The organism is Frondihabitans australicus, from assembly GCF_003634555.1.
GTDB classification, from domain to species: Bacteria; Actinomycetota; Actinomycetes; order Actinomycetales; family Microbacteriaceae; genus Frondihabitans; species Frondihabitans australicus.
In genome coordinates this window covers 2,753,251-2,769,361 of the sequence record NZ_RBKS01000001.1, presented here as the reverse complement: position 1 = coordinate 2,769,361, position 16,111 = coordinate 2,753,251, and the positions used below count along the sequence as shown (strand labels likewise).

Genomic DNA, 16,111 nt, shown 5'->3' with positions numbered 1-16,111 from the left:
ATGGGTCTCGGAACCAGAGGTAAGAGCAAGTCGGCCGCTACCAGCCGCCGTCACACTCGCCTGCGCAAGAAGATCGTGGGCACCGAAGAGCGCCCCCGTCTCGTCGTCAACCGTTCGGCCCGCCACGTGTTCGTGCAGGTCGTCGACGACAGCAAGGGCCACACCGTTGCCAGTGCGTCGACCCTCGAGGCCGACCTCCGCACCTTCGACGGTGACAAGACGGCCAAGGCCCGCAAGGTCGGCGAGCTCGTCGCCGAGCGCGCGAAGGCCGCCGGAATCGACGCGGTCGTCTTCGACCGCGGTGGCAACAAGTACGCCGGTCGCGTCGCGGCAATCGCCGAGGGCGCCCGGGAAGGTGGGTTGAACCTGTGAGCGATGCAACGAACAAGGCGCCCGAGACGGCTGAGGCCGTCGTCGAGCGCCCCGTGGAGACCGCTGCCGGCTCCGAGTCGAACAACCGCGAGAACAGCGGCGGTCGTGGCGAGCGCCGCGGCGGCCGTGGTGACCGCGGCCAGGGCCGCGGTGGCCGCGACAACCGCACCGAGAGCCAGTTCCTCGAGCGCGTCGTGACCATCAACCGCGTGTCGAAGGTCGTGAAGGGTGGTCGTCGCTTCAGCTTCACCGCCCTCGTGGTCGTCGGCGACGGCAACGGTCTGGTGGGCGTCGGCTACGGCAAGGCCCGCGAGGTCCCGACCGCCATCTCGAAGGGTGTCGAGGAGGCGAAGAAGAACTTCTTCCGCGTCCCCCGCATCGCGAACACGATCCCGCACCCCGTCCAGGGTGAGGCCGCCGCGGGCGTCGTCCTGCTGCGTCCGGCCGCGGCCGGTACCGGTGTTATCGCCGGTGGCCCGGTGCGTGCCGTGCTCGAGTGCGCCGGCATCCACGACGTCCTGAGCAAGTCGCTCGGCTCGTCGAACACGATCAACATCGTGCACGCGACCGTCGAGGCGCTGAAGCAGCTCGAGGAGCCCCGTGCCGTCGCGGCTCGCCGTGGCCTGGACATCGACCAGGTCGTCCCGGCGCGTCTGCTCCGCGACGAGGCAGCTGCGCGTGCCGCCGCTACCGAGAAGGCAGGTGCCTGATGGCTCAGCTCCGCGTGACGCAGATCAAGTCCAAAATCAGCGAGAAGCAGAACCAGCGTGACACGCTGCGCAGCTTGGGTCTCAAGCGGATCGGCCAGACGGTCGTCCGCCCCGACGACAAGCAGAACCGCGGCTACGTCTCGACGGTTGCTCACCTCGTCAAAGTCGAGGAGATTGACTAATGGCTGAAGAGAACGCCGCCCCCGAGGAGAAGCCCGCGAAGGCCGCTCCCAAGAAGGCTGCTGCCCCCAAGGCCGCCGCCGACAAGGCCGCAGCCCCCAAGGCTGCCGCCGCCAAGAAGCCGGCTGCCGAGAAGGCCGCTGCTTCGAGCACGTCCAGCACCAAGGCCGCTCCGAAGGCGAAGTCCGCTTCGTCCGACGACGTCGCGCGTCCGCAGGTCCTGAAGGTCCACCACCTCCGTCCGGCTCCCGGTGCCAAGACGGCGAAGACCCGCGTGGGTCGTGGTGAGGGCTCGAAGGGTAAGACCGCGGGCCGTGGTACCAAGGGCACCAAGGCGCGCTACCAGGTCAAGGTGGGCTTCGAGGGTGGGCAGATGCCGCTGCACATGCGCACCCCGAAGCTGCGCGGGTTCAAGAACCCGTTCCGCGTCGAGTACCAGGTCGTGAACCTCGACAAGCTGGCCGACCTCTACCCGAGCGGTGGCGACGTCACCGTGAGCGACCTCGTCGCCAAGGGTGCCGTTCGCAAGAACGAGAAGGTCAAGGTCCTGGGCAACGGCGACCTCGCCGTCAAGCTCAACGTCGTCGTCGACAAGGTCTCCTCTTCGGCCGAAGAGAAGATCGTCGCGGCCGGCGGGACCGTCACCAAGTAATACCTGCTGGGGCGGCTCTGGAATCAGAGCCGCCCCTTCAGTCGTCTATCCTCATACCGGGAGGCCATTGTGTTCAGAGCTGTCGCGCGGATTTTCCGCACACCCGACCTTCGTCGAAAGATCGGGTTCACGCTCGGCATCATCGCGCTCTTCCGCCTCGGGAGCTTCATCCCCGCTCCCTTCGTCGACTACAGCAACGTCCAGGCGTGCCTCGCCGGCAACCAGTCGACCTCGGGCCTCTACCAGCTCGTCAACCTCTTCTCGGGCGGCGCGCTCCTCCAGCTCTCGATCTTCGCGCTGGGCATCATGCCCTACATCACGTCGTCGATCATCGTGCAGCTCCTCCGCGTCGTCATCCCGCACTTCGACAACCTCTACAAAGAGGGCCAGGCGGGCCAGGCCACGCTGACGCAGTACACGCGCTACCTCACCATCGCGCTCGGCATCCTGCAGTCCACCACCCTGATCACGGTCGCCCGCTCGGGTGCGCTCTTCGGGTCGTCGACGGTGTCGGAGTGCTCGTCGCTCATCTCGAACAACGCGTGGTACGCGATCCTGCTCATGGTCATCACCATGACCGCGGGCACCGGCCTCATCATGTGGATGGGCGAGCTCATCACCGAGCGCGGCATCGGCAACGGCATGTCGCTGCTGATCTTCACGTCGATCGCGGCCAAGTTCCCCACCGCCCTCTGGGCCATCAAGCAGGCAAAGAACTTCGAGATCTTCGTGGGCGTGATCCTGCTCGGTGTCGTGATCATGGGGCTGGTGGTGTTCGTCGAGCAGTCGCAGAGACGCATCCCCGTCCAGTACGCCAAGCGCATGGTCGGCAGGCGAACCTACGGCGGCAACAACACGTACATCCCGATCAAGGTCAACATGGCCGGCGTCGTGCCCGTCATCTTCGCGTCGTCGCTCCTGTACCTGCCGGCCCTCGTCGCGCAGTTCAACACGCCCTCGAACGGCTCGGCCCCGCCCAGCTGGGTGACCTGGATCCAGGCGAACCTGACCTCCGGCGACGAGCCGTTCTACATGGTCCTGTACTTCCTGCTCATCATCGGCTTCACGTACTTCTACGTCGCGATCACCTTCAACCCCGAAGAGGTCGCCGACAACATGAAGAAGTACGGCGGCTTCATCCCCGGCATCCGTGCCGGCCGGCCGACCGCCGACTACCTCGACTACGTGCTGACCCGCGTCACCCTGCCGGGTTCGCTCTACCTGGGCCTGATCGCCCTGATCCCGCTCGTGGCTCTCGCGACCGTTGGTGCGAACCAGAACTTCCCCTTCGGCGGTGCCAGCATCCTGATCATCGTCGGCGTCGGCCTCGAGACCGTGAAGCAGGTCGATTCGCAGCTGCAGCAGCGTCACTACGAAGGACTCCTCCGATGACCAACCCCGACGGCGCCCGCCTGCTCATCGTCGGTCCTCCCGGTGCCGGCAAGGGCACCCAGGCGGTCCGGATCGCCGAGACCTACGGCATCCCCGCGATCTCCACCGGCGACATCTTCCGCGCCAACGTGCGCGACGAGACGCCCCTCGGCGTTCGCGTGAAGGCCATCCTCGACGCCGGCGACTACGTGCCCGACTCCCTGACGAACGAGCTGATCCAGGACCGCCTGGCGCAGCCCGACGCCCAGGGCGGGTTCCTCCTCGACGGCTACCCGCGTACGGCCGACCAGGTGGCGTTCCTCGACACACTGCTCGATTCGCACGGGCTGGCGCTCACCGCCGTGGTGCAGCTCGTCGCCGACCGCGACGAGATCGTGGAGAGACTGCGGAAGCGCGCCGTCGAGCAGGGTCGCAGCGACGACACCGAAGACGCGATCCGCCACCGCCAGGACGTCTACCTGCGCGAGACCGGCCCGCTGATCGACGAGTACGCCTCGCGCGGTCTCGTGCTCGAGGTCGACGGCCTCGGCTCGATCGACGAGGTCGGCGACCGCATCGACGCCGCTCTGGCGTCGCGCGACATCCGCCCGACGGCCGCGGCCTGACGCGCGGAACGCGCGCCATGGCGTTCCGGAAGCCAGGGATCTACAAGACCGCCGACGAGATGCGGCGCATGGTCGCGCCCGGGCTGCTCACGGCCGCCTCGCTCGATGCGGCCGCAGCGGCCATCCGTCCGGGCGTCACGACGGGCGAGCTCGACGCTCTCGCCGAGCGCGCCATCGTCGAGGGCGGGGGCGAGCCCAACTTCAAGCTGGTGCCGGGCTACCGCCACACCGTGTGCGCCTCGGTGAACAGCGACGTCGTGCACGGGATCCCCGGCGACCGAGTGCTCGTCGCCGGCGACATCGTGTCGATCGACTCCGGCGCGCAGTACCAGGGGTGGAACGGCGACAGCGCGCGCACGTTCGTGGTGCCCGGTTCGCAGGATCCTGCGCTCGTCGCGTCGCGCACCCGCCTGAACGAGGTGACCGAGCAGTCGCTCTGGCACGGGATCGCGGCCCTGGCGTCGGCTCGCCACCTGAACCAGGTGGGTGAGGCGATCGAGGAGTACATCGAGTCGCAGGGCGACTACGGGATCCTCGAGGACTACGTCGGTCACGGCATCGGCCGCGACATGCACGAGGAGCCCCCCGTCTTCAACTACCGCGTCCGCGGCAACGGCCCCGCCGTGAAGCCGGGCCTCGTCGTCGCCATCGAGCCGATGATCACCGCCGGCGGCATCGAGACCTTCACGCAGGACGACGAGTGGACGGTCACGACGACCGACGGCTCGGACTCCGCGCACTGGGAGCACTCGGTCGCGGTGCACGCGGGCGGGATCTGGGTGCTCACCGCGGCCGACGGCGGAGCCTCGGGGCTCGCACCCCTCGGCATCACGCCGGTGCCGCTGGGCTGACCGCCCGCCCGGTCACGAAGACCGCCCGGTCACGACGACGACCGACCCGGTCATCCGTTGCCGGCTGAGCAGGTCTGCTGGCTCGCAGCCTGACCGGTGATCGTCGACGGCAGGGTCGACGTGCTGCTCGACGTGGGCGTCGAGGTGGCCGTGCCGCCGCTCGTGCCCGTGCTGCCGGTGGAGGTCGACGACGAGCCGGTGGAGGTCGACGACGAGCCGGTCGAGGTCGACGACGAGCCGGTCGACGTGGAGGATCCCGTCGAGGTCGAACCCGTCGACGTCGAGCCCGTTGACGACGAGCCCGTCGACGACGAGCCGCCCTCCGCCTCCGACGCCCGACCGAGACTGTCGGCGCCGAGCGTGAACTTGATGTCGTTCTTGAGGTCGGTGTTGAGGATCGTGGCGTCGGCCTCGTCAGGGATCACGCGGTTGGTGTTCTGCGGGTCCGTCGTCGTCGGATACTGCACGAAGAGCACGTTCGACAGGTTGATGTCCTTCAGGGCCAGGCCGAGCTCGACCATGGTCGTCGTATTCGCGAGGCTGGTGGACAGCGTCATGTTCTTCGTGGCCGCGGAGGCGAGCCCGTAGAGCTTGAGCGGGCTCGACAGTGTGCCGGCCGACACGATCTTCCGCATCATGGCGGAGAGGAACACCTGCTGCGACGAGATGCGCGCCAGGTCGGAGCCGTCGCCGACGCCGTGGCGCGTGCGGAGGAACTGCAAGGCCTGGAGGCCCTGGAGCGTGTGCGTGCCGGCCGAGAGGACGAGGCCGGAGTCGGTGTCGTCGATGGGGGAGGCGATGCAGACGCTGACGCCCCCTAGGGCGTTCGACATCTCGATGACGCCGTCGAACGTGATCTCGGCGGCGTAGGGGATGGTCAGACCGGTCATCGACTCGACGGTCGCGACGGTGCAGCCGAGGCCCTCTCCGAGAGTGGTGTTAAATTGCTGGTAGGTCTCTGCAGGGTATGTCGCGCCCCCGTTTCCGGTGCACGACGGGATGTCGACCATGGTGTCGCGGGGGATGCTGACGGCGGTCATCTGCGTGTGGTCGGCGGAGATGTGGATGAGGATCGTCACGTCGTTGCGACTGCCCGAATCCTGCCCCGCCTCGGCCTGCGTCTGGCCCTGCCGGGTGTCGCTGCCGACCAGCAGGATGTTGGCGCCGCCCTTGATGGCCGTGATCGAGGTCTTCTGGGCGATCTTGTCGTCCTTCGCCCCGATCGACACGGTCTTGACCTGGGATTTCACGTTCACGACGGCGTACGCGGCGACGCTCGCGCCGCTGACCACGAGGCACGCGACGGCCACGCCGGCGATGAGCGCGGCGAAGCGGACGGGGCCGCGGCGGCGCAGTCGGCCGTGGCGGGCGAGGGTGGATGCGGCGTCGCGGCGACGGCTCGAACGTTCTCCGGGCACGGGGCTCCCTTTTCGTCGTGGTGACCCTGGACACGACTCGGAGGGATCGCGGCGTGTCGGGTTGACCTGGCGGGTTGGCAAACCATAGCGCAATCGCATAAGATCGACCCTTGGTGTTCTGCGCCGCTTTTCAGCGTGCGCGCGTCGGCCGATCGGCACCCTCCCTTTTCCGGGAAGGCACTGATCGTCGCGGCACCGCTCCCCGCAAGACCAGCACGTTCACTCTGTGCCGGTAGAACGACAAACCAAGCGACAGTGAGGCTATGGCCAAAAAAGACGGTGTCATCGAAATCGAAGGGTCGGTGGTCGAAGCACTGCCCAACGCGATGTTTCGCGTTGAGCTGAGCAACGGTCACAAGGTTCTCGCCCACATCTCCGGCAAGATGCGTCAGCACTACATCCGCATCCTGCCCGAAGACCGGGTGATCGTCGAACTCAGCCCCTACGACCTGACCCGCGGCCGGATCGTCTACCGATACAAGTAGGTCCTTCGCGCAAGCGGAGTCCCCGTGCTGGAAAGGAACGGCCCCACGCACCCGTGGGGCACGAGGCCAGCGAGTCAGAAAGAAACAACATGAAGGTTCAGCCCAGCGTCAAGCGCATCTGCGAGCACTGCAAGGTGATTCGCCGCAACGGTCGCGTCATGGTCATCTGCAACAGCAACCCGCGCCACAAGCAGCGCCAGGGTTAGTCGCAGAGCCCAGCACCACCAGCAACACCTCCAAGCAGCATCAGAACCGCAGGAGCCGAGACCACGAGTGGGCTCGGATCCTGCGGGGACACCCGGGGCGGAGGCCCCGGCACCGATGCTGTGACACACCTCCACCATCTCTCAAGGAGAAGCCACCATGGCACGTCTAGCAGGCGTTGACATCCCGCGCGACAAGCGCGTGGAGGTCGCACTGACCTACATCTACGGAGTCGGCCGCACCCGCGCCCTGACCACCCTCAAAGAGACCTCGATCGACGGCAACATCCGCGTCAAGGACCTCACCGACGACCAGCTCGTTGCCCTCCGCGACTACATCGAAGGCAACTTCAAGGTCGAGGGCGACCTCCGCCGCGAGGTGGCCGCCGACATCCGCCGCAAGGTCGAGATCGGCTCCTACGAGGGCATCCGCCACCGTCGTGGCCTGCCCGTCCGCGGCCAGCGCACCAAGACCAACGCTCGCACCCGCAAGGGCCCGAAGCGCACGGTCGCCGGCAAGAAGAAGGCTCGCTAGGCCGGGCCCCCCGACCAGCTCAGGTTGTAGGAGAAGAAAATGGCAGCACCGAAGACGGCCGCGCGCAAGCCCCGCCGCAAAGAGAAGAAGAACGTCGCCGTGGGCCAGGCCCACATCAAGTCGACGTTCAACAACACGATCGTCTCGATCACGGACCCCTCGGGTGCCGTGCTCAGCTGGGCTTCGTCCGGCGCCGTCGGCTTCAAGGGCTCGCGCAAGTCGACCCCGTTCGCCGCGCAGCTCGCCGCCGAGTCGGCCGCCCGCCAGGCGCAGGAGCACGGCGTGAAGAAGGTCGACGTGTTCGTGAAGGGCCCGGGCTCGGGCCGCGAGACCGCGATCCGCTCGCTCCAGGCCGCCGGCCTCGAGGTGGGCTCGATCAACGACGTCACCCCGCAGGCGCACAACGGGTGCCGCCCGCCGAAGCGTCGCCGCGTCTAGTTCGCACATCGCCGCGTCCCCGGACTGCCGAGAGGCCGTCCGGGGGTCGCGGCGTTCAGCGCGTTTTCCGCACGTCGCGACGACTCCGTCTCGGCCCCCAGGCACAACTCAACAGACCGACTGCCAGCCACCAGTCGTACCGCCAAGAGTCATATAGCGGACTCTTCGCCGAAAGGAATCCACAGTGCTCATTGCACAGCGCCCCACTCTCACCGAGGAGAACATCTCGGAGTTCCGCTCCCGCTTCGTGATCGAGCCCCTCGAGCCCGGCTTCGGCTACACGCTCGGCAACTCGATGCGTCGCACCCTCCTCTCCTCGATTCCCGGCGCCGCTGTCACCAGCATCCGCATCGACGGTGTCCTCCACGAATTCACGACGGTCCCCGGTGTCAAGGAGGACGTCACCGAGGTCATCCTGAACATCAAGAGCCTCGTGGTCTCGAGCGAGCACGACGAGCCGATCACCGCCTATCTGCGCAAGCAGGGCGCCGGTCAGGTCACCGCCGCCGACATCTCGGTCCCCGCCGGCGTCGAGGTGCACAACCCCGAGCTGGTCATCGCGACCCTCAACGACAAGGCGAAGTTCGAGCTCGAGCTCACCATCGAGCGTGGCCGCGGCTACGTCTCGGCAGTGCAGAACCGCTCGGAGTTCTCCGAGGCCGGGCAGATCCCGATCGACTCGATCTACTCGCCCGTGCTCAAGGTCACCTACCGCGTCGAGGCCACCCGTGCCGGCGAGCGCACCGACTTCGACCGCCTCGTCGTCGACGTCGAGACGAAGCCGGCCATCTCGCCGCGCGACGCGATCGCCTCGGCGGGCCGCACGCTCACCGAGCTGTTCGGTCTCGCCCGCGAGCTGAACACCGCGGCCGAGGGCATCGAGATCGGCCCCGCGCCGGTCGACGCCGTCCTCTCGAGCGAGCTGCAGACCCCGATCGAGGACCTCGACCTGTCGGTCCGCTCGTACAACTGCCTCAAGCGCGAAGGCATCAACACGGTCTCCGAGCTCGTCGCTCTGAGCGAGACCCAGCTGATGAACATCCGCAACTTCGGTCAGAAGTCGGTCGACGAGGTGAAGGACAAGCTCGTCGAGCTCGGCCTCTCCCTCAAGGACACCGTGCCCGGCTTCGACGGCGCCCACTTCTACTCCGGCTACGAGGAGGACGACGCCAACTAGGCGATCGCCCACCCCGTCCGACACTTCTCAACACCTTAGGAAACGACAATGCCCAAGCCCACGAAGGGTCCCCGCCTCGGCGGCGGTCCGGCCCACGAGCGCCTTCTCCTCGCCAACATGGCGGGCCAGCTGTTCACGCACAAGAGCATCAAGACGACCGAGACGAAGGCCAAGCGCCTTCGTCCCGTCGCCGAGCGCCTCGTGACGTTCGCCAAGCGCGGCGACCTGCACTCGCGCCGTCGCGTGATGAGCATCCTCCGCAACAAGGAGACCACCCACATCCTGTTCTCGGAGGTCGCGCCGCTGCTCGAGCTCCGTGAGGGCGGCTACACACGCATCACCAAGCTCGGCTTCCGCAAGGGCGACAACGCCTCCATGGTGCAGATCGAGCTCGTGCTCGAGCCCGTCACCCCGAAGGCGAAGAAGTCGTCGACGTCGACCAAGGCCGCCAAGGCCGAGGTCCCCGCGACCACCGAGGCCCTCCTGGAGGAGCCCGCCGACGAGCTGACCACCTCCGACGAGGCGATCATCGAGGCCACGACCGAGGCTCCCGTCGACAGCGACGAGACCCCCGAGACGACCGCCGAGCTCGAGTCGGAGTCGGCTGACGACCTCACCGCGTCGGACGAGACGATCATCGAGGCGACCACCGAGGCGCCCAAGGACGACGAGACCAAGTAGTCTCGCCAGCTCCTGCGCGAAGGCCCGTTCCCCTGGGGGAGCGGGCCTTCCGCCGTTGCGAGGGGCACGTAGACTTTTGCGTCGTGAACACCAGGATCCGGCTCGACGTCGCCTACGACGGGTCGGGCTTCACGGGCTGGTCCAGGCAGCCCGGTCTGCGCACGGTGCAGGGCGAGATCGAGGGCGCGCTCGCGACGATCTTCCACCACCACGCACCGGCGCCGCAGCTCACGGTCGCCGGCCGGACGGACGCCGGCGTGCACGCGACCGGCCAGGTCGTCCACCTCGACCTCTCCGACGAGCAGGTCGCGGCCCTGCGCGGCCGCCGCGGCGACGAGGGGCGCGGCCCTGCCGAGAGCCTCGTGCGTCGCGTGAACGGGCTGGCGGGGCGCTCGGCGGACCTCAGGATCCTGGGTGGTCACCCGGTGCCCGAGACGTTCGACGCGCGGTACGGGGCCCTGTGGCGCGACTACGAGTACCGCGTGGCCGACCTCGGGGCCCTGTGGGCGCCCACGCGTCGCGGGGACACGCTCTGGCACGCCTCGCGGCTCGACGTCGACCGGATGAACGGTGCGGCGCTGTCGCTGCTCGGCCTGCACGACTGGGCGACCTTCTGCAAGCCGCGCGAGGGTGCGACGACGATCCGGACGCTTCAGGAGTTCGCCTGGCGTCGCGACGACGAGGGCGTGCTGCTGGCGCACGTGCGGGCCGACGCCTTCTGCCACAGCATGGTGAGATCGCTCGTGGGCGCCACGCTGGCCGTGGGGGACGGGCGCATCGAGCCCGGCGACCTGGCCGGCATCCGGGACGAGAGGAGGCGCGGCTCGCGCTTCAAGACGGCGCCGGCGCACGGCCTGACCCTCGTGCACGTCGAATACCCGCCCGACGACGAGCTCGAGGCGCGGGCCGCCGTCACCCGCGCCCGACGCCCGTCGTTTGCCGACGGCCCGGAGACCGTGTAACGTATCCCCTTGGTGTCTGCGCTACTGCGCGCTGCACCCGAAGTTGAGCCCTCCACCTGACGCGTTGCCGCACATCGTGCGACAACCCCAACGGAGCGGGATTCACGAACCTCTCACCTCGACCAGAAAGCAGCACTACTGTGACGCGCACTTTCTCTCCCAAGCCGGCTGACGTTCAGCCGCAGTGGCTGATCATCGACGCCAACGACGTCGTCCTCGGCCGCCTCGCCAGCCACGCCGCCGCCCTCCTGCGCGGCAAGCACAAGCCGACCTTCGCTCCGCACATGGACATGGGCGACTTCGTCATCATCGTCAACGCCGAGAAGGTCGCCCTCACCGGCTCCAAGCTCGCGCAGAAGAAGGCGTACCGCCACTCGGGCTACCCGGGCGGCCTCACCGCCACCAGCTACACCGAGCTGCTCGAGAAGCACCCGACCCGCGCCGTCGAGAAGGCGATCCGGGGCATGCTGCCGAAGAACTCGCTCGGTCGCGCTCAGATCTCGAAGCTGAAGGTCTACGCGGGCCCGGAGCACCCCCACGCGGCTCAGAAGCCGACCCCGTACACCCTCGACCAGGTCGCCCAGTAGCGCCCGCTCAGAGCAAAAGGATTCCTACAGTGGCCAGCATCGCCGATTCCATCGAAAACACTCCCGAGAGCTACACGACCGAGAGCACCGCTCCGGTCGAGGCCTCGGCTCCCCGTCCCGTCCTCACCGTCTCCGGCGGTGCCGTCGGTCGTCGCAAGCAGGCCATCGCCCGCGTGCGCCTCACGCCCGGCACCGGCACCTTCACGGTGAACGGCCGCACGCTCGAGGAGTACTTCCCGAACAAGCTGCACCAGCAGCTCATCAACGACCCGTTCAAGGTGCTCGACCTCCTCGGCTCCTACGACGTCGTCGCGAAGATCACGGGTGGTGGCCCCTCGGGCCAGGCCGGTGCCCTCCGCCTCGGCATCAGCCGTTCGCTGAACGAGATCGACGTCGAGAACAACCGCGCCGAGCTGAAGAAGGCGGGCTTCCTGAGCCGCGACGCTCGCGTCAAGGAGCGCAAGAAGGCCGGCCTCAAGAAGGCCCGCAAGGCTCCTCAGTTCTCGAAGCGCTAATCTCCGGCGAGGCTTCGCGATGACGCGACTCTTCGGTACCGACGGCGTTCGGGGCCTTGCCAACCGCGAGTTGACGGCCGCACTCGCCCTGGGCCTCGCCCAGGCGAGTGCGGTCGTGCTCACTCAGGGGCGTCACGCTGACGCGCGCCGCCGCGAGGGGCGCCGCCCCACGGCGGTCCTCGCGCGCGACCCCCGGATCTCGGGCGAGTTCCTCGGTGCGGCCGTGGCCGCCGGGCTCGCCTCGTCGGGCGTCGACGTCCTCGACGCCGGCGTGATCTCGACCCCTGCCGCCGCCTTCCTCGTCGACGACTCGGGTGCCGACTTCGGCGTCATGATCTCGGCGTCGCACAACCCGGCTCCCGACAACGGCATCAAGTTCTTCGCCTTCGGCGGCAAGAAGCTGCCCGACGCGGTGGAAGACCGCATCGAGGCGATGATGGACTCCGAGCGCCTCATGCCCATCGGCGGCGAGGTCGGCCGGATCCGGCGCTTCGCCGACGCGGAAGACCGCTACGTCGTGCACCTGCTCGGCGCGATCCGCAACCGCCTCGACGGCATCCACGTGGTGCTCGACTGCGCCAACGGCGCGGCGTCGGCGGTCAGCCCCGAGGTCTTCACCGACCTGGGCGCGACCGTGACTCTCATCGGCGCCGACCCCGACGGGCTCAACATCAACGATGGCGTGGGTTCCACGCACCTCGACAAGCTCGCCGCGGCCGTCCTCGAGCACGGTGCCGACGTCGGCATCGCCCACGACGGCGACGCCGATCGCTGCCTCGCGGTCGACGCGTCCGGCAACGTCGTCGACGGCGATCAGATCATGGCCATCCTCGCCGTCGCCCTCAAAGAGCGCGGAGACCTCAACGACGACACCCTCGTCGTCACGGTCATGTCGAACCTCGGCCTCAAGCGGGCCATGCAGGAGCACGGCATCACCGTCGTCGAGACCGGCGTCGGCGACCGCTACGTGCTGGAGGAGATGAACGCCCACGGCTACAGCCTCGGCGGCGAGCAGTCCGGCCACGTGGTCTTCACGAAGCACGCCACCACCGGCGACGGGGTCCTCACCGGGCTCTCCCTCGTGGCGGAGATGGCTCGCACGGGCAAGACTCTCGCCGAGCTCGCGGCGGTCATGACGGTCTTCCCGCAGGTGCTCATCAACGTCAAGGGCGTCGACCGGGCCGCGCTCGCGGGTCACGCCGTGATCGACGCCGCGGTGGCCGAGGCCGAGGCCGAACTCGGGGACTCGGGCCGTGTGCTCCTGCGCCCCTCGGGCACCGAAGCCCTCGTGCGCGTGATGGTGGAAGCGGCCTCGCAGGAGGACGCCGACCGCGTCGCGCATCGCCTCGCCGACGTCGTGCGCGAGCAGCTGGCGGTCGACGCCGCCTAGTCCTCTCTCTGCGACACAACGCGACACCTGCGACGTTCCCGTGCGTCGCAGGTGTCGCGTTTCGTCGCCGGGGGCTAGATCTTGCGGAGGAGCACCGAAGCGACCTTGTGATCGGCGCCCTTGCGCAGCACGAGGGTGGCGCGCGACCGGGTCGGGATCACGTTGTCGCGCAGGTTGGGCTCGTTGACCGTGCGCCACACCTCGCGGGCGAAGCCGAGCGCCTCGTCCTCCGGGATCGACGCGAAGCGGTGGAAGAACGACTCCTCCTGGCTGAACGCCCCCTCGCGCAGCTTGCGGAACCGCTCGACGAACCAGTTCTCGATGTCGCCGGTGCGCGCGTCGACGTAGATCGTGAAGTCGAAGAGGTCACTCAGCGCGAGGCGCCCGCCGACCGCCGGCTGCAGCACGTTGAGCCCCTCGACGATGAGGATGTCGGGCTGCCTCACGACCACCTCGGTGCCCGGCACGATGTCGTACTCGATGTGCGAGTAGAACGGCGCCCGCACCTCGCGCGCTCCGCTCTTCACCTGCGACACGAACTTCAGCAGCCCGCGCCGGTCGTACGACTCCGGGAAGCCCTTGCGGTCCATGATGCCGCGGCGCTCGAGCTCGGCGTTCGGGTAGAGGAACCCGTCGGTGGTGACCAGCTCGACGCGGGGCGTGTCGCTCCAGCGGCTGAGAAGTTCGCGCAGGAGCCGGGAGACCGTCGACTTCCCCACCGCAACCGACCCCGCGACCCCGATCACGAAGGGGGTGCGCTGCGCGCGCTCGCCGAGGAACGCGCTGGTGCGGCGGTGCAGCTCGCTCGCGCCCGAGGCGTAGAGGTTGATGAGGCGGCTGAGCGGCACGTAGACGTCGCTGACCTCCTGCAGGTCGAGCCGGTCGCCGAGTCCCCGCAGCTGGACCAGCTCCGTCTCGGTGAGCGGGTTCTTCGCGACGGGCGCGAGGGCGGCCCACGCGGCGCGGTCGATCTCGACGAACGGGGTCGGATGCGCCGGAGCGGCGGTCGCGGTCGTGGCGGCAGCGTCGTAAGCCATGAGGATGAGGGTATCCGCCCGGTGGCGGACGACCGCTCAGACGGGACCGAATAGGCTGACACGCATGTGTGGCATCGTGGGTTACGTCGGTTCGGACAAGAGCATCGAGGTGCTCCTGGGCGGGCTGAAGCGGCTCGAGTACCGCGGGTACGACTCGGCCGGCGTGGCCGTCGTCGGCCCCGACGGCACGCTCGGCATGCGGAAGAAGGCCGGCAAGCTGCAGGTGCTGGTCGACGACCTCGCCGAACACCCGCTGGCGAACGGCGCGACCGGCATCGGCCACACGCGCTGGGCGACGCACGGCGGCCCGACCGACGGAAACGCCCACCCGCACCTCTCCGACGGCGGCCGTCTCGCGCTCATCCACAACGGCATCATCGAGAACTTCGCCGAGCTGAAAGAAGAGCTCCTGCTCGAGGGCGTGCAGTTCGCCAGCGAGACCGACTCCGAGGTCGCAGCGCACCTCGTCGCCCGGGCCTACCGCGAGACGGGCGACCTCACCGAGGCCCTCCGCGCCGTCGTGAACCGCCTCGAGGGCGCCTTCACGCTCCTCGTCGTCCACGCCGACCAACCCGGCGTCGTCGTCGGCGCCCGCCGCAACTCGCCGCTGGTGATCGGCCTCGGCGACGGCGAGAACTTCCTCGGCTCCGACGTCGCCGCGTTCGTCGAGTTCACCCAGCGTGCGATGGCCATCGGGCAGGATCAGATCGTCACCATCACCCCGTCGCACGTCGCCGTCATCGACTTCGCCGGCACCCCCGTCGAAGCGCAGGAGTTCGAGGTCACCTGGGACGCCTCCGCGGCGGAGAAGGGCGGCTGGTCGAGCTTCATGGCGAAGGAGATCTCCGAAGAGCCCGAGGCCGTCGCCAACACGCTCCTCGGCCGCGTGGTCGACGGCATGGTGCACCTGGAGGACCTCGACGCGATCCGCGACCGCCTCCTCACGGTGAACAGGGTGATCGTCATCGCGTGCGGCACGGCGGCGTATGCGGGGATCCTGGGCAAGTACGCCATCGAGCAGTGGTCGCGGCTTCCCGTCGAGGTCGAGCTCGCCCACGAGTTCCGTTACCGCGATCCCGTGCTCGATCAGCACACGCTCGTCGTGTCGATCAGCCAGTCGGGCGAGACCATGGACACCCTCATGGCCGTCAAGTTCGCGCGCGAGCAGGGCGCCCAGGTGCTGTCGATCTGCAACACGCAGGGCGCGACGATCCCGCGCGAGAGCGACGCGGTCATCTACACGCACGCCGGCCCGGAGGTCGCCGTCGCGTCGACGAAGGCGTTCGTGGCGCAGGGCACGGCGCTGTTCCTGCTGGGCCTGCATCTCGCGACGATCCGCGGCACGCTCAGCGCCGACGAGATCGCGCAGCAGATCGACGACCTGAAGGCGATCCCCGAGAAGATCTCGCGCGTGCTCGAGTCGGGCGAGCGCATCAAGACGCTGGCGGGCTGGATGGCCGACACGCACTCGGTGCTCTTCCTCGGCCGCCACGTCGGCTACCCGATCGCGCTCGAGGGCGCGCTCAAGCTCAAAGAGCTGGCTTACATCCACGCCGAGGGCTTCGCGGCCGGCGAACTCAAGCACGGTCCGATCGCCCTGATCGAGCCCGGGCAGATCGTCTTCGTGATCGTGCCGTCGCCGCGCGACCCGCGCTCGCTGCACCCGAAGGTGGTCTCGAACATCCAGGAGATCCGCGCCCGCGGCGCCCGGGTCATCGCGATCGCCGAGGACGGCGACGCGGCCGTGCTGCCGTTCGCCGACGAGGTGATCCACATCCCGCTCGCCGCGCCCCTGTTCGAGCCGCTGCTGGCCGTCGTGCCGCTGCACATCTTCGGCATGGAGCTCGCGAGCGCCAAGGGCCTCGACGTCGACCAGCCGCGCAATCTGGCCAAGTCGGTCACCGTCGAGTAGTCCCGTGAG

Annotated in this window: 20 protein-coding genes; 18 read left to right on the top strand and 2 right to left on the bottom strand. The window is 68.5% G+C overall.

The window, feature by feature from the left end:
• The 7 genes from rplR (at position 1) to map (ending at position 4,762) form a co-directional block, all read left to right on the top strand.
• The gene (gene rplR, locus C8E83_RS13010; RefSeq protein WP_121370286.1) at positions 1-372 is read left to right on the top strand and encodes a 50S ribosomal protein L18; all 372 of its coding nucleotides are present in this window, start codon (positions 1-3) and stop codon (positions 370-372) included.
• Positions 369-1,082: a 30S ribosomal protein S5 gene (gene rpsE / locus C8E83_RS13005; protein ID WP_121370285.1), complete on the top strand. Its 714-nt coding sequence runs from the start codon at positions 369-371 to the stop codon at positions 1,080-1,082. The genes rplR and rpsE overlap by 4 nt, the downstream gene beginning before the upstream one ends.
• Positions 1,082-1,264, top strand: coding sequence for a 50S ribosomal protein L30 (gene rpmD / locus C8E83_RS13000; RefSeq protein WP_173795167.1), 183 nt, complete (start codon positions 1,082-1,084; stop codon positions 1,262-1,264). The genes rpsE and rpmD overlap by 1 nt, the downstream gene beginning before the upstream one ends.
• Positions 1,264-1,914 carry a 50S ribosomal protein L15 gene (rplO, locus tag C8E83_RS12995; RefSeq protein ID WP_121370284.1) on the top strand — a complete coding sequence of 217 codons (651 nt, stop codon included), beginning with the start codon at positions 1,264-1,266 and terminating at the stop codon, positions 1,912-1,914. Before rpmD ends, rplO begins: the two co-directional genes overlap by 1 nt.
• Positions 1,915-1,983: 69 nt before the next feature.
• A complete protein-coding gene (secY, locus tag C8E83_RS12990) occupies positions 1,984-3,306 on the top strand; it encodes a preprotein translocase subunit SecY (RefSeq protein ID WP_121370283.1) in 1,323 nt (440 codons plus the stop codon).
• Positions 3,303-3,911 carry an adenylate kinase gene (locus tag C8E83_RS12985; protein ID WP_211331699.1) on the top strand — a complete coding sequence of 203 codons (609 nt, stop codon included), beginning with the start codon at positions 3,303-3,305 and terminating at the stop codon, positions 3,909-3,911. The genes secY and C8E83_RS12985 overlap by 4 nt, the downstream gene beginning before the upstream one ends.
• 17 nt (positions 3,912-3,928) lie before the next feature.
• Positions 3,929-4,762, top strand: a complete 834-nt coding sequence (map, locus tag C8E83_RS12980) for a type I methionyl aminopeptidase (protein ID WP_121370282.1) — start codon at positions 3,929-3,931, stop codon at positions 4,760-4,762.
• A 50-nt stretch (positions 4,763-4,812) separates the two neighbouring features.
• Here map and C8E83_RS12975 read toward each other — a convergent pair whose 3' ends face one another.
• Positions 4,813-6,180, bottom strand: a complete 1,368-nt coding sequence (locus tag C8E83_RS12975) for an LCP family protein (protein ID WP_245981668.1) — start codon at positions 6,178-6,180, stop codon at positions 4,813-4,815.
• A gap of 263 nt (positions 6,181-6,443) precedes the next feature.
• On the opposite strand from C8E83_RS12975, the gene infA reads away from it, so the two are divergent.
• From infA to glmM, 10 genes are all read left to right on the top strand, one after another.
• Positions 6,444-6,665 (top strand): translation initiation factor IF-1, encoded by a 222-nt coding sequence (gene infA, locus C8E83_RS12970; RefSeq protein WP_066056559.1) that lies wholly within the window; start codon positions 6,444-6,446, stop codon positions 6,663-6,665.
• Positions 6,666-6,754: 89 nt separating this feature from the next.
• Positions 6,755-6,871, top strand: a complete 117-nt coding sequence (gene rpmJ / locus C8E83_RS12965; RefSeq protein WP_121370280.1) for a 50S ribosomal protein L36 — start codon at positions 6,755-6,757, stop codon at positions 6,869-6,871.
• A 157-nt stretch (positions 6,872-7,028) separates the two neighbouring features.
• Complete coding sequence (gene rpsM / locus C8E83_RS12960) at positions 7,029-7,403, top strand: 30S ribosomal protein S13 (protein WP_121370279.1); 375 nt, start codon at positions 7,029-7,031, stop codon at positions 7,401-7,403.
• Between the two features lie 39 nt (positions 7,404-7,442).
• Complete coding sequence (rpsK, locus tag C8E83_RS12955) at positions 7,443-7,841, top strand: 30S ribosomal protein S11 (protein WP_043593323.1); 399 nt, start codon at positions 7,443-7,445, stop codon at positions 7,839-7,841.
• Positions 7,842-8,025: 184 nt separating this feature from the next.
• Positions 8,026-9,018, top strand: a complete 993-nt coding sequence (locus C8E83_RS12950; protein WP_121370278.1) for a DNA-directed RNA polymerase subunit alpha — start codon at positions 8,026-8,028, stop codon at positions 9,016-9,018.
• A gap of 48 nt (positions 9,019-9,066) precedes the next feature.
• Positions 9,067-9,699, top strand: a complete 633-nt coding sequence (gene rplQ / locus C8E83_RS12945) for a 50S ribosomal protein L17 (protein ID WP_121370277.1) — start codon at positions 9,067-9,069, stop codon at positions 9,697-9,699.
• 83 nt (positions 9,700-9,782) lie between these two features.
• Positions 9,783-10,661: a tRNA pseudouridine(38-40) synthase TruA gene (gene truA / locus C8E83_RS12940; protein ID WP_121370276.1), complete on the top strand. Its 879-nt coding sequence runs from the start codon at positions 9,783-9,785 to the stop codon at positions 10,659-10,661.
• Between the two features lie 140 nt (positions 10,662-10,801).
• Positions 10,802-11,248 carry a 50S ribosomal protein L13 gene (gene rplM / locus C8E83_RS12935; RefSeq protein ID WP_121370275.1) on the top strand — a complete coding sequence of 149 codons (447 nt, stop codon included), beginning with the start codon at positions 10,802-10,804 and terminating at the stop codon, positions 11,246-11,248.
• A gap of 29 nt (positions 11,249-11,277) precedes the next feature.
• Positions 11,278-11,763, top strand: a complete 486-nt coding sequence (gene rpsI / locus C8E83_RS12930; RefSeq protein ID WP_121370274.1) for a 30S ribosomal protein S9 — start codon at positions 11,278-11,280, stop codon at positions 11,761-11,763.
• 19 nt (positions 11,764-11,782) lie between these two features.
• Positions 11,783-13,153, top strand: a complete 1,371-nt coding sequence (gene glmM, locus C8E83_RS12925) for a phosphoglucosamine mutase (protein WP_121370273.1) — start codon at positions 11,783-11,785, stop codon at positions 13,151-13,153.
• A gap of 74 nt (positions 13,154-13,227) precedes the next feature.
• Here the strand turns inward: glmM and coaA are convergent, their stop codons facing one another.
• Positions 13,228-14,190 carry a type I pantothenate kinase gene (coaA, locus tag C8E83_RS12920; protein WP_121370272.1) on the bottom strand — a complete coding sequence of 321 codons (963 nt, stop codon included), beginning with the start codon at positions 14,188-14,190 and terminating at the stop codon, positions 13,228-13,230.
• Between the two features lie 64 nt (positions 14,191-14,254).
• Between coaA and glmS the strand changes: the two genes are divergently transcribed.
• On the top strand, positions 14,255-16,102 hold the full coding sequence (glmS, locus tag C8E83_RS12915; protein ID WP_121370271.1) for a glutamine--fructose-6-phosphate transaminase (isomerizing): 1,848 nt from the start codon (positions 14,255-14,257) through the stop codon (positions 16,100-16,102).
• Positions 16,103-16,111 lie beyond the last annotated feature (9 nt).